The organism is Rhizobium sp. BR 317, assembly GCF_047445835.1.
Taxonomy (GTDB): domain Bacteria; phylum Pseudomonadota; class Alphaproteobacteria; order Rhizobiales; family Rhizobiaceae; genus Rhizobium; species Rhizobium paranaense.
In genome coordinates this window covers 131053-146291 of the sequence record NZ_JARWLB010000015.1, presented here as the reverse complement: position 1 = coordinate 146291, position 15239 = coordinate 131053, and the positions used below count along the sequence as shown (strand labels likewise).

Here is a 15239-nt window from a genome sequence, read left to right as displayed (position 1 = left end):
TTCAGGATCACTAGACTCTCAGAGCCAGCCTTTCCAGCGAAAAAAGAGAAACGGAACGACCGCAGACACCACCATCAATAGCAACGAGGCCGGGTACCCATAGGCGAAATGCAGCTCGGGTATGAACTCGAAGTTCATACCGTAGACCGAGGCGACAAGCGTCGGCGGCAAGAAGACTACGGAGGCGATCGAGAAAATCTTGATGATGGCATTCTGCTCGATATTGATCAGGCCGAGCGATGCATCCAGCAGGAAGGTAATGTTACCGGCGACGAAGGATGCATGTTCGGATAAAGACTGCACATCCCGCGAGACATTGCGGCACAATTCCTTGGCCTCACGGTCCTGCTGCATGGCGGGGATGGTTTGGAGGAAGGTCAAAACCCGCGACAATGAACTCAGGCTGTCGCGCACCTTGCTGACCGTGCGATGATAGCCTGCAACGTCCTTCAGCTTTTCTTCCAAATAGTTCGACGGACGGCGGATTTTCTTCACGCGATCGCCGAACACATGCACCGACAATATATCGATGCTGGAGACCGTCTGTTCAAGGATCTCGGCCGTGCGGTCGACTATTGTTTCGAGAAGTTTCGCCAGAAGCGCAACGCCCGTGCGCCGCTCCTGCGGAATGCGCTGCAGCGCCGCAATGAACAGCGCAAAGGATTTCGGCCGCGCATAGCGGATGGTGATCAGGCGGTGACCCGTCAGGATGAAGGCAACGTCGGTCAGCGTCGGCAGGTTGGTATCGGCCTTCCACAGCAGCGAAGCCGTCAGGAAAACCGCGCCGTCTTCGACATAGAGCCGGCTTGAAGGCTCGATGTCCTTCATATCCTCGCGCGTCGGCACCTCGAGCCCGAGCAGGCGCTCGATATTCGTCTCTTCTTCACGCGATGGCTCGACCATGTCGATCCAGATGGCATTGTCCGGCAATTGGGCAATGGTCGACAGATCTGCCAATTCGAGCGGCTTGCAATCGGAGCAATAGGCCGTGATCAACGGATCGTCCTCGATGCAGCGAAGGCAAAGCTATGACTGCGGCGCTTTGTGCGCTCCCGCCGAGATCCTACCAATGGCCAATGAAAAAAATTCATAAAACTCCGGCCGTATCCCGCCGGTTTGGCAGGGAATCCGTGTCCATGCTCCATTGCGCTGCTGTACCAATCCTTCGTCCGTCATGACAAAGCCGATTGCTCAGGCGAGACGAAGTCACCATTTGGCGGATGGCCGTCATCGGATATGGCCGACCAAATTCACGCCGGCGGCGCATATGCAGCAAAGCTCGCAAAGAATCAAGTCACAACCCCTTCGATGCGCGCTTTCACCGCAGATTCAAATCGTGCGAAGTCATAGCACACGGCGCGGGCAAGGCAATCGCTGCGCAGCACACGCCCTTGTGAATTATTCGAAGACGATGGAGGGTGCGGCGCGCTGAGGCGTGTTGCTGACCTGTGCCCAGACTTTGGTCGCGATATCGCGATAGATGCCGGCGACAGTGCCATTGGGGTCAGAAGCGACCAGCGGCGTTCCGGCATCGGAAGTCTCGCGGATGCCCATGGTCAGCGGCACTTCGCCGAGGAAGGGTATGCCGATGCGCTCGGCCTCCTTCCGCGCCCCGCCGTGACCGAAGATGTCGTAACGGGCGCCCGTGTCCGGAGCGATGAAATAGCTCATGTTCTCGACAATGCCGAGAACGGGCACTTCCACCTTCCGGAACATGTTGAGGCCCTTGCGGGCGTCGATCAGCGCCAGATCCTGCGGCGTCGAAACGATGACGGCGCCGGCGAGCGGCACTTGCTGCGCCATGGTAAGCTGGGCATCGCCAGTGCCTGGCGGCATATCGACGACGAGCACATCGAGCTCACCCCAGGCGACTTCCCGCAGCATCTGCAGGAGTGCCGACTGCACCATCGGCCCACGCCAGATCATCGCCGTCTCCTCTTCGACGAGGAAACCCATGGACATAACCTTGAGGCCGTAATTCTGCATCGGGTTGATGATGCGGCCGTCGATCTGCGTCGGACGGCCGGAAATCTTCAGCAGGCGCGGCATGGAAGGCCCATAGATATCGGCATCCAGAATGCCGACGCGCAGGCCGTTGGCGAGCAGGCCGAGCGCGAGGTTGACGGCCGTGGTCGACTTGCCGACGCCGCCCTTGCCGGAGGCAACCGCGATGATGGCGCCAATGCCGGGTACACCGATCTTGCCAGCGCGTGGCGGCTGTTGCGGCGCATGGGTATGGGGATGGTTATGGGCATGCGGCTGAGCAGCCGGACGCGGAGCAGGCGTGCCAGCAGCGTTGGCCTTCTTATCCGCGGTCAATGTGACCAAGGCACCTTTGACGCCAGGTAATTCCTTGACCACACGTTCGGCAGCAAGTCGCAGCGGTTCCAGTTCCTTGGCGCGCTCTGCCGGAACCGTGATCGAGAAATAGACCTTGGCATCGGAAATGAAGACATCCGAGACCATGCCGAGCTCAATGATGTTGTGCTCCAGGTCCGGGCCACGAACGGTCCTCAGCGTTTCCAGAACCTGTTCCTTGGTGATGTCCGTCATTCCATCCTCACTGCACCATTTCCATTCGGATCGCCGCGCATGGACGCCCACGCAGCAAACGCGCCAAATCTCTCAGGCTTAGATAGTGGAGTGAGGGAACTTCGCCAAACGAAATTAAGGGAATATCGACACAGAACTCAGTCCGTTGCGGCCGGCAGGTCCGCCGGGCTTATAGCCCTACCAGCCGCAACGCTCCCTTGGAGACTGAAATGTCAGCGGCGGACATAAAGCAATGCTTTGAAAGAAGTAGGGCGAGGATGCGAAAAATCGCGCCTTGGACCCTGTTGATTTTGAGGACGTGCCAAATAAGCAACAGCCGCTGCCGATACCTGCCGCTGGGAAAAGCAACGGCTATAATATCGGCAGCGACGGCCGGATCCGCGCACGTTTGTCGGCGCTGTCATCAAAGTCCCCTCTGGACCTCTGACTATTGAAATGCAGAAAGCGTGCCAGTTCCCCGAAATCAAAAAAGGCCCTTTTTTTCAATTGATTAGCAGGCCATCGCCCGTTACGCCCGCAAATCGGCGCAAAAGAAGTCAGCAAATTTTATGGGCAGCGCACAAAATTCACGCAGAAAATTGCCGGGATTTCGCTCGCTCTATCCGTCTCTGCGGAGGATGCCCTACTTTATCAATCCGACGCGCAGCGCCTTGGCGACTGCCTGGGTGCGGTTGACGGTGTCCAGCTTCTTGGTGGCCCTGTTCAGGTAGTGATTGACCGTATGTTCGGAGAGGGTCAGGATTTCGGCGATTTCCGCGCTGGTCTTGCCGGCGGCCGTCCAGTTCAGGCAATCGATCTCCCGGTCCGTCAGCGCGTCGGTGACGCGGATGTCCATATTACGGATTTCGGCGAGCCGGTCGAAAACATAGATTGCGACATAGCAGAGGTCCTTGATCTCTTCTGCGGTGAAGAGTTCGCGATCGCCGGCAAGCGATATCGCGCCGCGAAGACCGGACGCGTCGTGGGTCGGCAGATAGAGGCACCTCGTCATGCGGAAGCGTTCGAACAGGGCAGCGATGAGTTGAGCCCTGGCATCGTCGCGATTGGTGTTCGCCGTTGTCTCATGGACGAAAGGCAGTGTGGAACCGCGCAGCCGCCGCAGCACGGGGCTGCTCGTCATCAGCCCTTCCTGGTCGTACGTCGCCAGGAGTTCGGCGGGCCAGTTGTTGATGACTGAATTGCTCTGCAGTTCGAAGGATGTCACCGGCGGCAGATTCAGGACCATGAAAGCCCGGCAGCGATAGGCTTCGGTCAGCCGCTTCATGAAACGAAAAACATCGAACTGTGTTTTCAGACCGGTAATTTCATCAATGTAATCTTCGCCCCGAGGGGGCTTTCCCGCCTGCACCAATGCTGCCATCATTAGTCTTCTTTGTATATTAAGGGAGGGGCACAAACGCGAAACCGCCGCCTCCAAGCCTCCGGGTCATTACATGAACGCCGACAAGCGGGCGTTTGATCAATTATAAATTTTTAAAAATTTCGCCTGCTGCGACACTGTTTACTGCGGCGCCGGGGTAACCGGGTCGCCAACCTCCTCCGGATGTAACAGCAGGTACTAAGGAGAACGGCAGTTTATCCGCGATTCTCACAAGCAAATCAGAATAAGCGTGCAAGTTGGCCAAGGTCCAGCGTACGAAAGGCCAAATTGGTGAATTTCACATGACAGTCGAGAAAAGCGGGCGCATTTAGCGCCGGGGACCGAGCCGACTTTGCATATCCTGCATGATCGCGGCCGCCGCTGCTCTCACCAAAGGCGCCCATTCCTGCAATTTTTCCGACGTAACGCGGTATGCGGGGCCGGTTACGGAGACGCCGGCCAGCATTTCGTTGTCGTCCGAGTGGATCGGCGCGGCGACGCAGCATATGCCGCTCTCATGCTCTTCACGGTCAAAGGCGCAGCCGCGCCTCCTGATGTCCTCGATGTCGGCCCGGAGACCTGCCACGCTGCGATGGGTATGTTCGGTGTAAGCGTGAAACTCGAGCCCGGCGACACGCGCCTCGAAACTGATATCGTCGAGCGCGGACAAAGCGGCCTTGCCGACGCCGGTACAATAGGCCGGCGAGGCATTGCCGATCTGCGAATACATCCGCACGGACTGCCGACCCTCGACCTTGTCGAGATAGATGACCTCGGTGCCGCGCAGGACGCCGAGATGCACGGTTTCGCCGGTCTGCGCCTGCAGCAGACGCAGATGCGGCTCGGCGACGGTGCGAAACTCGTTGCGCGCCCAACTGCGGGAGGCAAGGCTCAAGAGCCTGATGCCGGGCAGATAACATCCGTCGCGATCGGTCTCCAGCAGCCCTTCTTCGACGAGGTGAGACAATTGCCTATGCAGCGTGCCACGCGGCTGGTCAGAGAGGGACAGGATGTCGGTAAAACGCATTGGACGATCGGCCAGCGCAACGAGATCGACGAGCGCCATGAGCTTGCCGAGCGTGCCGGTCTCCCGGCCGCGACGGATTTCCTTCATGTCGTCGCCCTGCCTCGAATTCACGATTGCCTCCGCGCGCCTCTGACACACCCTCATGTCCTTGACACGACGGAATGGTAATCGGATAATTCCATATAGTCAAATTGAGTTCCAAATAATGGAACAAGAAGGTATTTTCAATTCCGGGAGGAAACGAACTTGACCGAGGCACAGGCACAATTTCCCGATCTTAAGGATCGCACCGTCCTGATCACCGGCGGTGGTTCCGGTATCGGCGCCGCACTTGTCGAAGCTTTTGCCCAACAGGGCGCCAAGGTCGCCTTCATCGACATAGCCGAGGAGCCGAGCAAGGCGCTTGCCGCCCGGCTTTCGGCGCAATCGGCGCATCCGGTCGCCTTCTATCATGCCGACCTGCGCGACATCAGTGCCGTGAAGAGCACGGTCGCCGCCGTCGAATCCGACCTCGGTGCGATTCGCGTCCTGGTCAACAACGCCGCCTGGGACGACCGGCACGAGATCGACACGACGACCGAGGAGTACTGGGACAACAACCAGGCGATCAACCTCAAGCAGGTTTTTTTCGTCTCGCAGGCGGCAGCGCCGGGCATGCGCGCAGCCGGCGGCGGGGCGATCATCAATTTCTCATCGATCGTCTTCAAGATGAACCCACCGCATCTTTCCGCCTACGCAACCGCAAAGGCGGGCATCATCGGCCTGACCAAGAGCCTTGCCGGCCGCTTTGGACCGGAAAATATCCGCGTCAACGCCGTTCTGCCGGGCATGGTCGTCACCGAGCGGCAGATGGAGCTTTGGCTGACGGAAGAAGCCATAGCCAGCACCGTCGCGCGCCAATGCCTCAAGCATGTTCTCAAGGCCGCCGATCTGGTCGGCCCGACGCTTTTTCTCGCATCCAACTGCTCAGGCAGCATCACGGCGCAGTCCATCATCGTCGATGGAGGTATTTTCTGATGAAAAACCGGCGGTATTTTCTGATGAAAAACCAGTGGCATTTTCTAGTGAAAAATCAGGGGTATTTTTAAATGACACGGCCCGCATACATAGCGGTCGATTGGGGCACCAGCAGTTTCCGGCTGTGGCTGATCGGCGAAGATGACAGCATTCTCGGCGAGCGCCGCAGCGGCGAAGGCATGACGTCGGCGGCTCAGACAGGTTTCGCCAAGGTGCTGCAGTCGCATCTCGATGCCCTTGCAGCTCCGGAAGACCTTCCCGTCATCGTCTGCGGCATGGCCGGAGCACGCCAGGGCTGGGTGGAAGCCGGCTATATCGATACGCCGACGTCGCTCTCTGCCATCCTGACCGGCGCCGTCTCCGTGCCGGGTMAATCGCGCGATGTCCGCATTTTGCCGGGCCTCGCGCAGCGCGCCAAGGAAGCGCCGGACGTCATGCGCGGCGAGGAGACGCAATTGCTCGGCGCGATCGCCGCCGACGCCAAGGGCGAACAGCTCGTCTGCATGCCCGGCACGCATTCGAAATGGGTGCGTGTCGTCGACGGCCAGGTCACCGGCTTTTCGACCTTCATGACCGGCGAACTCTTCGACGTCATCACCAAACACAGCATCCTGTCGCACGCCGTTGCCGGCGCAGCCGACATGCCCGCAGACGTCTCCGCCTTCGAAACCGCGGTCAAAGCCGCCTTCAACAAGCCGGCCCTCGCGACGAACATGCTCTTTACCTCCCGCGCCGGCCAACTTCTGCATGGCCTGACGGCAGCCGGGGCGCAAGCGTTGATCTCGGGCACACTGATCGGCGCCGAATTCGCGGGCGCGCTGTCATCCGCCGGACAAGGGGCTGCGATCACTCTGGTTGCCTCCGGACGCCTGCAGGCGCTCTATGAAGATGCGTTCCGCATCCTCTCCCTCAACTATACGACTGTTGATGCCGATGCTGCCGTTCGCCGCGGGCTTTCCGCCGCTGCGAAGGCGATCTGGCCGAATTAACGAAAGAAAAGATGATGACGACCCGCACTCCCTTCCCTGCCATGAAACGCCCGCTCATCGCCATTCTCCGCGGCATCAAGCCCGAGGAGACGGCTGATATCGTCGGTGCGCTCATCGACGCCGGCTTGACCGCGATCGAAATCCCGCTGAACTCGCCGGAACCCTTCCGCTCCATCGAAATCGCCGCCAAGATGGCACCTGCAGACTGCCTGATCGGTGCCGGCACGGTGCTGACCGTGGAGGATGTCGACCGGCTAGACGCCGCCGGCGGCAAACTGCTGGTGACGCCGAATGTCGAGCCCGCCGTCATCAGCCGCGCCCGCGACAAGGGCATGGTGACGATGCCTGGCGTGTTCACCGCGACGGAAGCGCTTTCAGCCGCCCGCGCCGGCGCGACAGGTCTTAAATTTTTCCCGGCCGGCGTGCTCGGCGCCTCCGGCATCACCGCCATCCGCGCCGTGTTGCCGCCCGAACTCGTCATCGCGGCGGTCGGCGGCGTTTCGGACAAGAATTTCGCCGATTACACCAAGGCTGGCATCCTAGCCTTCGGTCTCGGCACCAGCCTTTACAAGCCGGGAATGACGACAGCAGAGGTTGCCGAACGCGCCAAGGTGACCATTTACGCCTATGATGCTGCCGTAGGAGCCTGATCCATATGACCGACATTCATGATTTCCAGGGCAATATTCTCTGCAACACCGCATCTGTCCTGGGCGAAGGGCCGACCTATGATCCCGATACGGATACGGTCTGGTGGTTCAACATCCTCGGCAAGGAGCTGCATGAACTGCATTTGGCGACGGGCAAGAAGGAAGTTCACACCCTGCCGATGATGGCGAGCGTGCTCGCTCGCGTCGACGCCGAACGGCAATTGATTGCCACTGAAGAAGGGCTGTTTCTTCGCGATATCAAATCCGGCGAATTGACCTTCTACGCCGCGATCGAGGCGGATAAGCCGGAAAACCGCTCCAATGACGGGCGCACGCATATCTCCGGTTCGTTGTGGATCAGCACCATGGGCAAGCGCGCCGAATTGCAGGCCGGCGCGATCTATCACGTCGCCGCCGGCAAGGTGACGAAGATCTTCGATCAGCTCAGCATTCCGAACTCCATCTGCTTTTCACCTGACGGCACGATCGGCTATTTCACCGATACCCGCATCAGCCAGTTGATGCGGGTGCTGGTCGACCCGCTGACAGGGCTTCCGGTCGGCGAACCGATCGTCATGGTCGACAGCATGGACGACCCAGGCGGCCTCGACGGCTCCGTCTGCGATGGCGACGGCTATATCTGGAACGCCCGCTGGGGCTCTGGTTTTGTCGATCGCTACAGCCCCGACGGCTTGCGCATCGAGCGCTATCGTGTGCCCGCCATGCAACCCTCCTGCCCGGCCTTCATCGGCCAGAATGGTGATCGCCTGGCCGTGACCACCGCCTGGGAAGGTCTCGATGAAGACGCCCGCTCGATGCAGCCGCAAGCCGGTGCGCTTCTCGAACTCGGCCCCACGGTCAAGGGTGTTTTCGACCCAGTCTACAAGATCTGATTGTATTTTGTCGTCTTCCCACTCCGAGGGAGACCATGCGGCCGGCAAAAGACTTTGCCGGCCTGCACTGACAAAAGCGTCGTCTGGCGTTGAACTCAGCCCGCTCGTCGCTGCAACCGGCCCGGATAATCAATTGCTTCGGTTGTACAAAGTGGCACATCACCCGTTGATTTTTCGCGTTATTTCGCTCTAACCGCGACGATATACAGCCGTTTCCCGCAACTCTTGCCGGAACTAAACCCTCGTTCGACCATTTTTCCTTAACGAACCGGCACGGTGATGGTCAGCCAATGGAATGGCCCCGCCCGAGCTGGTGAACATGCCCATCTGAATGAAAGGTAGGTTCACGATGACCGGCAAATTGTTCACTTCCGCCGCTGCTGGCGCAATCTTTGCTACAGCATCGGTTCTTTCTCCGATGGCTTTGGCGCAGCAGCAGCCGTCAACCGACAATAACACTGCGCCGATGACGAAGACCGCTCCGGCAACGCCGGACACCACCAAGCCGGCTGTCAAGACGCCGCAAAATGATGCTAAGGCTCCGGCTCCTGCACCGACGACAACCACGGCGCAGGCCGGTAGCTATCTGACCGAGCAGTCGGCAGATCAGATCAGCGCCAAGACCTATATGGGCCAGTCGGTCTATAATGGTAAGAATGAAAGCATCGGCAGCATCAACGACCTCATCCTGATGAAGCAGGGCGGTGTTGTCGCTGCGGTCGTCGGCGTCGGCGGTTTCCTGGGCCTCGGCCAGAAGAATGTCGCCGTTCCCTTCGACAAGATCACTGCGACGCAGAACGCCCAGGACGGCAGCATCAAGCTGACGACCACCGAAACGGCCGACTCGCTGAAGGCCGCTCCGGAGTTCAAGACGCTTGCTATGCAGGCTTCTGAAAAGGCCGCCAAGACGCCGGCAACGGCGGCGGTGCCTGGAACGGACACCACGACGACCTCGTCGACCAACAAATGACGAAGCCTATCGCGTAACGTTGAAAACGGCGGTCTTCACAGACCGCCGTTTTTGTATCCGTCGCAGCCGTCAACGTTCAGGCGTTTTCGCGCTCGCCGGCCAGTTCAAAATAGTTTTCGTGGAGATATCGCAGCGTCGCGACGCTGTCGGCAGGTTTGCCGTAGTAGTAGCCCTGCCCCATGGCGCAGCCGAGCGACCGGAGCGCTGCCGCCTCGGCATAGTCCTCGATCCCCTCTGCAACCACTTGCAGATCAAGCCCTTCGCACATGGCAAGGATCGCCTTGATGATGTGTTCGGAGGCCCGATCGGAATTGATGCGCGAGACGAAGGCACGATCGATCTTCACCTTGTCGAAGATGAAGTCGCGCAGACGACCAAGGCTCGATTGGCCGGTACCGAAATCATCCAACGAGATGCGCACGCCGGCCGCCCTGAGATCGGCGATGATGCGGTGCGCCGTGTCGGCCGAACTCATGACGGCCGTTTCAGTGATTTCCAGTTCCAGCCGGTGCGGATCGAGGCCGACGCGGCCGAGAATAGCGAGAATGCTGCTGCTCGTGCCCGGGTCCATCAATTGCGCGGATGACAGATTGAAGGAAAGGAAAAGCTCGCGCGGCCAGGAGAGCGCAGCCTCCGCCGCCTTCCGCAGCAGAGTCTCGGAAAGAGCGTCGATAAAACCGCGCTCCTCGGCAAGCGGCACGAAGACGGCGGGCGAGACGAAGCCGAGATCGGCGTCGTTCCAGCGAGCCAGCGCCTCGAAACCGACGATCAGATTGTTGGCAAGCGAGACGATCGGCTGGAAATGTACGTCGATGGCGTTGGAAATGATGGCATTGCGCAGCGCCTGTTCGAGCTGCGTCGCGCGCTTCATCTCCTGGGCGATCTCTTTGGAATAGACGGTGATCTGGCCGCGGCCGCGCCGCTTGGAACGATAAAGTGCCGTTTCGGCGCTTTTCAGCAGATCTTCGAACTCCTCGCCGGCGAACGGATAGATGGCGAAGCCGAAGGAGGCGGAAAGGCGGACGTTGCGGTCGCCGAGATCATAAGGCGCCGACAGCACCTCGCGGATCATCTGCCCGAACTTCTCCGCACCGACACGCTCAAAGACCAGCGGCAGCACGAAGGCAAATTCGTCGCCGTCATGACGGGTGACGGTGGCGCCGTCGGGAATGCAGGCTTTCAGGCGATGCGCCACCTGGCAAAGGATCTCGTCGCCGGCTTCGACACCGAAGAGGTCGTTGATCGGCTTGAAGGAATCCAGATTGGCGATGCCGATGGTGAAGGGTGCAGGATCGCTTGCGCGTTCGACGGAAAGCACACGCGCGCGGTCGCGCATGCGATAGCGGTTCCCCAAGCCGGTCAGCGGATCGGTATAGGCCATCGCCTGCAATTCGTTGTGACTGACTGGCGCAAGCGGTATTTCAGCCGATTTCATATTCAGTCCCGACACTTTCCTCCACCCGCAAAAGAGCATGACGGCGAAGTCTTAACAAAGGATGGCCGGGCGACAGTCATTCGATGGGAGGTAAATCTATTCATTAGAAGTTACAAAACTATGAATCTTATTTGACTTGAGCTTTGCTGCTGCCGCGCATGTATTTCTGAAATACAGTCTCAAGAATATCCGGGCTGACGGGCTTCATGATGATATCGTCCATGCCGGCCTCGACGCATTCGTTGCGGTCCCGCTCGAAAGCCTGGGTGAGTACGCCGATGATCGGGGTGTGCGATCCGCCCCCTTGCTCCGTGCGGCGGATCAATCTTGCGGCTTCGAAACCGTTGAGACCCGGCAGGGAAATATCCATCAGGATCAATTGCGGGCGGTATTCGTTCCACAGCCGCACCGCCTCGTCGCCGCTAGTGGCGATCATGTAGCGATAACCGAGCCCTTCCAGGATCTGCGAGAAGACGATCTGATTGATATCATTGTCTTCGGCGACGAGGATCTGGAAGCCGCGATCCTCGCCGCCCGGCGCGATCTGCCAATCCTCCGCCCTGCCTTCGACGGGCTCGCCTGCTTTGCCGCGGATATTGCGGTTGAAATGCCGTGCAATCAGGAAGGTGAGCTCGGTGGAGAGCTGCGAGCCATCCAACGATAGAGCCGGCACACTCTGCCGTTCGGCCAATTCTAGGCCGCGGTTGCCGAGCTGATTGTCGACGATGACGAGATCGATCTTGATGCCGAGGGAGCTTGCGACATCCAGAAATGCCGCCTCCTCGTTTTCATTGTGGACCGAACATGCCTCGAAGCCGTATTTGGCGAGCATCTTCAACGCCGCCGATTCCGCGGCAAGATCCGCGGTAACCACGAGGATCTTGCGGCCAGAGAAATTCTCGGGAACGAAGGTCTCCATCGCCGGCGGACGACGCGAGGCGGTCTGAAGCGCTGCCATCGGCACGTAGGCGCGTCGATAGGACCGGTCGCCGTTCTCCTTGATCTGCGAGGCGAGAGCGAATTCATCGAAATCCGCGCCGTCTTTCGGCAGGTCCTGCATGGTGGCGACCAGGAAATAGCGGCCGGGCTTACCGATACGCTGTTTCCTGGTGACCACTTCGCGCTCGATACCGTCACGGGCGATCTGCCGCTGGCGCGAGATCGACATTTCGCCGGTTTCCAAGACATGCCGATCGCTCTCCTCGAAGCGGTTGGCAATATCCGTGGAAAAGAGATCGATACCCCTACGGCCCAGCACTGCATCCGCCGAGGTCTGGTATTTGTCGCAGAACGCCTTATTGACGGCGACATAGGCCATGTTGCGGTCTTTGACGAAGAGCGGAAACGGCAGATGGTCGAGTATGTCCTCGGTGAGCTGCACGCGCTCCATGTCGAGGCGCCATTGCTCCTCGCGCTTTTTCACCTCCGAAACATCCGAGAGGATGCAGACGCCGAAACCCGACGGCAGCCGGCGCTTGACGAAGCGGACCCAACGATCCCCGCCGCAATGTTCCGTCGTCTCAAAACGCTCGCGCCAGTGCGAGGCAATCCGCTGCGAGATCCAATCGTCGCGCGTTGCCGATTTCGCACGAGCGTCGTGATGCCGGACGCCGCTGTCGAACACAGCGCCGAGAAAATCGCGGAGCCGTGTCGACGGCTGCAGGAATTGTGACGGGATAGGGAAGAAATTCAGGACCTGGCGGCTGGCGAACAGCAGCAGATCGTTCTTGTCGTAGATGAGGAAAGCACTGGAGAGCCCATCGCAAACGGCATCGAACAGCGCCGCCTGCAGATTGCCATCAGACGGCACATCTTCGGTCATTGCTGTAAAAGCTGCCTTGTCAATCTCGGCAGTCATTCGTCCGATTCCTACATCTATCCGGTACTACGGCATATTGGCTTGAGAGCGACGACGGCTCCCGAGGAAAATTGATGGAAATATCATGCTGGCCTGAACACTTGAAACAAGCGGAAACCGACTGCTGCATGACGGCCGCCAACCTGCCGCCAAAAGCCGAAACGTGCGCACGAGCGCTCCACCTGCAATCATTTCAAGTTTTGTGAATGCAACCTGTCATCATTCCCTTAAGCTTTGATTAAATTTCTAAACAAAGCTCCCGCTGAATCGGGTGGATGACGAGAGATGGTATGCCTTTTCTCTTTCCACCTCGCCACGAATCCACGAAAATGCAGATATGGCCATCAAGCAACTCTCCGAAACCCTGATCAACCAGATCGCCGCCGGCGAAGTCATCGAGCGGCCGGCGAGTGCTGCCAAGGAGCTGATCGAAAACGCTCTGGATGCCGGCGCGACGCGCATCGAGATCGCGACCGCCGGGGGCGGCAAGGCGCTGTTGAGGGTCAGCGATAACGGTGCCGGCATGGAGCAGGCGGATCTGGAACTGGCCGTCAGGCGGCACTGCACCTCGAAGATATCGGACACGCTGGAGGATATCCGCACGCTGGGTTTCCGCGGCGAAGCCCTGCCCTCGATCGGCTCGGTGGCGAAGCTCTCGATCGCCAGCCGGAGGCCCGGCAGCGATGGCGGCGCTGAGATAGCCGTCGCCGGCGGCAGGGTGCTGCACCTGCGTCCGGCAGCGGCCAATCCCGGCACGATCGTCGAGGTGCGCGACCTGTTCTTCGCGACGCCGGCGCGATTGAAATTCCTGAAGACGGAGAAGGCCGAGGCTGCGGCGATCAGCGAAGTCGTCAAACGTATGGCGATCGCCTTTCCGCAGGTGCGTTTCGTGCTCTCCGGCAGTGACCGCTCGACACTCGAATTTCCGGCCACCGGCGACGATCACCTCGCCCGCATGGCGCAGGTGCTCGGCCATGAGTTCAAGGACAATGCCATCGAGCTCGACGCCGAGCGGGAGGATGTGAGCCTGACCGGCTTCATCGGCGTGCCGACCTTCAATCGCGGCAACTCGGCGCATCAATATGCCTTCGTCAACGGCAGGCCGGTGCAGGACAAGCTGATCCTGTCGGCGATCCGCGGCGCCTATGCCGAGACCATACCCTCCGGGCGCTATGCCGTCGCCGTTCTTTCCATCAGGCTCGACCCGGCCCTTGTCGACGTCAACGTGCATCCGGCGAAATCCGATGTCCGTTTCCGCGATCCCGGCCTGGTGCGCGGCCTGATCGTCGGCGCCATCCGCGAGGCTTTGGCGCGCGAAGGCGATCGCGCCGCGACGACGGGTGCCGACGGCATGCTTCGCGCCTTCAGCCCCGGCCGTTCCGGCTTCCAGCCTGCCTGGCGGCCGTCGACACCATCGGCACCATGGACACCACAGGCTTCGCCATCGCGGCCGTATCAGTCCTCGGCCACGAACGGATATAGCTTCGGCGAGCGACCGCAGGCCGCCTTCGATGGCCTCGCCATGCCAACCGCCCGCGCCGAACCCGCGCCTGTTGTCGAGCCCATACGCGCAGAGGAGCCGGCCCGCTTCCCCCTCGGTGCCGCCCGGGCCCAACTGCATGAGAACTATATCGTCGCCCAGACCGACGACGGCCTCGTCATTGTCGATCAGCATGCGGCACATGAGCGGCTGGTGTTCGAAGAAATGCGCAAAGCACTGCACTCGAAGCAACTGTCCTCGCAGGTCTTGTTGATCCCGGAGATCGTCGACCTGCCGGAGGAAGATTGCGACCGGCTGATGGTGTTTGCCGACGAGCTTGGCAAACTCGGCCTTGCCATCGAGCGTTTCGGTCCCGGAGCCATTGCGGTGCGTGAGACGCCTGCCATGCTCGGCGAAGTGGATGCGCAAGGGTTAATCCGGCAATTGGCCGACGAGATCGCCGAGTGGGAAACCGCCTCGGGTCTTGCCGCAAAGCTGGAATATGTCGCCGCCACCATGGCCTGCCATGGCTCGGTGCGCTCCGGCCGAAGGCTGAGGCCGGAGGAGATGAATGCGCTGCTGCGTCAAATGGAGGCAACGCCCGGCTCAGGCCAGTGCAATCACGGCCGGCCGACCTATATAGAACTGAAGCTCTCGGACATCGAACGGCTGTTCGGACGGAGCTGAGAACAGATACCACCGAAAGAACTGGAAAAGTCAGGCTTGCCGGGGTATGGCAAAGAGATGACAGAGATCGGGGACGGCATCAGATGAATCTTTTCGAGGGACACGGAAACCGCGAGGCGAAGATTCGCTATCTCGACGGCGATTTCCAAATCCTCATGCCCGGCTCCTACGTCATCTGCGCCATGACCGGCAAGCACATCGCGCTTGACGAGCTGCGCTACTGGAGCGTCGCCCGGCAGGAACCCTATGCCGACGTGATGTCTTCGCTGGAAGCCGAAAAACGCGCCGGCGCGCTTCCAAACCAGAAGCGCTGATAGCAG

At 60.0% G+C, this 15239-nt stretch carries 13 protein-coding genes; 7 read left to right on the top strand and 6 right to left on the bottom strand.

Translation table 11 applies throughout. The features are described from left to right. Positions 1–18: 18 nt before the first annotated feature. The 4 genes from QD357_RS22290 to QD357_RS22275 all read right to left on the bottom strand — a co-directional run bounded on the left by QD357_RS22290 (position 19) and on the right by QD357_RS22275 (position 5027). Positions 19–996 carry a magnesium transporter CorA family protein gene (locus QD357_RS22290; protein ID WP_414125038.1) on the bottom strand — a complete coding sequence of 326 codons (978 nt, stop codon included), beginning with the start codon at positions 994–996 and terminating at the stop codon, positions 19–21. Positions 997–1398: 402 nt separating this feature from the next. Continuing rightward, positions 1399–2553, bottom strand: coding sequence for an Mrp/NBP35 family ATP-binding protein (locus tag QD357_RS22285; RefSeq protein WP_107107167.1), 1155 nt, complete (start codon positions 2551–2553; stop codon positions 1399–1401). Positions 2554–3175: 622 nt separating this feature from the next. Further along, entirely contained in the window at positions 3176–3916 is a 741-nt protein-coding gene (locus QD357_RS22280; RefSeq protein ID WP_414125037.1) for a helix-turn-helix transcriptional regulator, read from the bottom strand. 325 nt (positions 3917–4241) lie between these two features. Then, entirely contained in the window at positions 4242–5027 is a 786-nt protein-coding gene (locus QD357_RS22275; protein WP_107107247.1) for an IclR family transcriptional regulator, read from the bottom strand. Positions 5028–5186: 159 nt separating this feature from the next. Here QD357_RS22275 and QD357_RS22270 point away from each other — a divergent pair, with 159 nt between their 5' ends. From QD357_RS22270 to QD357_RS22250, 5 genes are all read left to right on the top strand, one after another. Further along, positions 5187–5957, top strand: a complete 771-nt coding sequence (locus tag QD357_RS22270; protein ID WP_107107166.1) for an SDR family NAD(P)-dependent oxidoreductase — start codon at positions 5187–5189, stop codon at positions 5955–5957. A 71-nt stretch (positions 5958–6028) separates the two neighbouring features. Next, on the top strand, positions 6029–6946 hold the full coding sequence (locus tag QD357_RS22265) for a 2-dehydro-3-deoxygalactonokinase (protein WP_414125036.1): 918 nt from the start codon (positions 6029–6031) through the stop codon (positions 6944–6946). 14 nt (positions 6947–6960) lie between these two features. Next, complete coding sequence (locus tag QD357_RS22260) at positions 6961–7596, top strand: 2-dehydro-3-deoxy-6-phosphogalactonate aldolase (protein WP_107107246.1); 636 nt, start codon at positions 6961–6963, stop codon at positions 7594–7596. 5 nt (positions 7597–7601) lie between these two features. Further along, positions 7602–8489, top strand: a complete 888-nt coding sequence (locus QD357_RS22255; protein WP_107107164.1) for an SMP-30/gluconolactonase/LRE family protein — start codon at positions 7602–7604, stop codon at positions 8487–8489. Positions 8490–8838: 349 nt separating this feature from the next. After that, the gene (locus QD357_RS22250) at positions 8839–9459 is read left to right on the top strand and encodes a PRC-barrel domain-containing protein (RefSeq protein WP_107107163.1); all 621 of its coding nucleotides are present in this window, start codon (positions 8839–8841) and stop codon (positions 9457–9459) included. A 76-nt stretch (positions 9460–9535) separates the two neighbouring features. On the opposite strand, the gene QD357_RS22245 is transcribed toward QD357_RS22250, so the two are convergent. Further along, positions 9536–10894: a putative bifunctional diguanylate cyclase/phosphodiesterase gene (locus QD357_RS22245; protein ID WP_107107162.1), complete on the bottom strand. Its 1359-nt coding sequence runs from the start codon at positions 10892–10894 to the stop codon at positions 9536–9538. A 127-nt stretch (positions 10895–11021) separates the two neighbouring features. Next, positions 11022–12752 (bottom strand): response regulator, encoded by a 1731-nt coding sequence (locus tag QD357_RS22240; RefSeq protein ID WP_107107161.1) that lies wholly within the window; start codon positions 12750–12752, stop codon positions 11022–11024. 337 nt (positions 12753–13089) lie between these two features. Between QD357_RS22240 and mutL the strand changes: the two genes are divergently transcribed. Together mutL and QD357_RS22230 are read left to right on the top strand one after the other, a co-directional pair. Then, positions 13090–14919, top strand: coding sequence for a DNA mismatch repair endonuclease MutL (gene mutL / locus QD357_RS22235; protein ID WP_107107160.1), 1830 nt, complete (start codon positions 13090–13092; stop codon positions 14917–14919). Between the two features lie 83 nt (positions 14920–15002). Next, positions 15003–15233 (top strand): DUF2093 domain-containing protein, encoded by a 231-nt coding sequence (locus tag QD357_RS22230; protein ID WP_107107159.1) that lies wholly within the window; start codon positions 15003–15005, stop codon positions 15231–15233. The last annotated feature ends 6 nt before the right edge of the window (positions 15234–15239 follow it).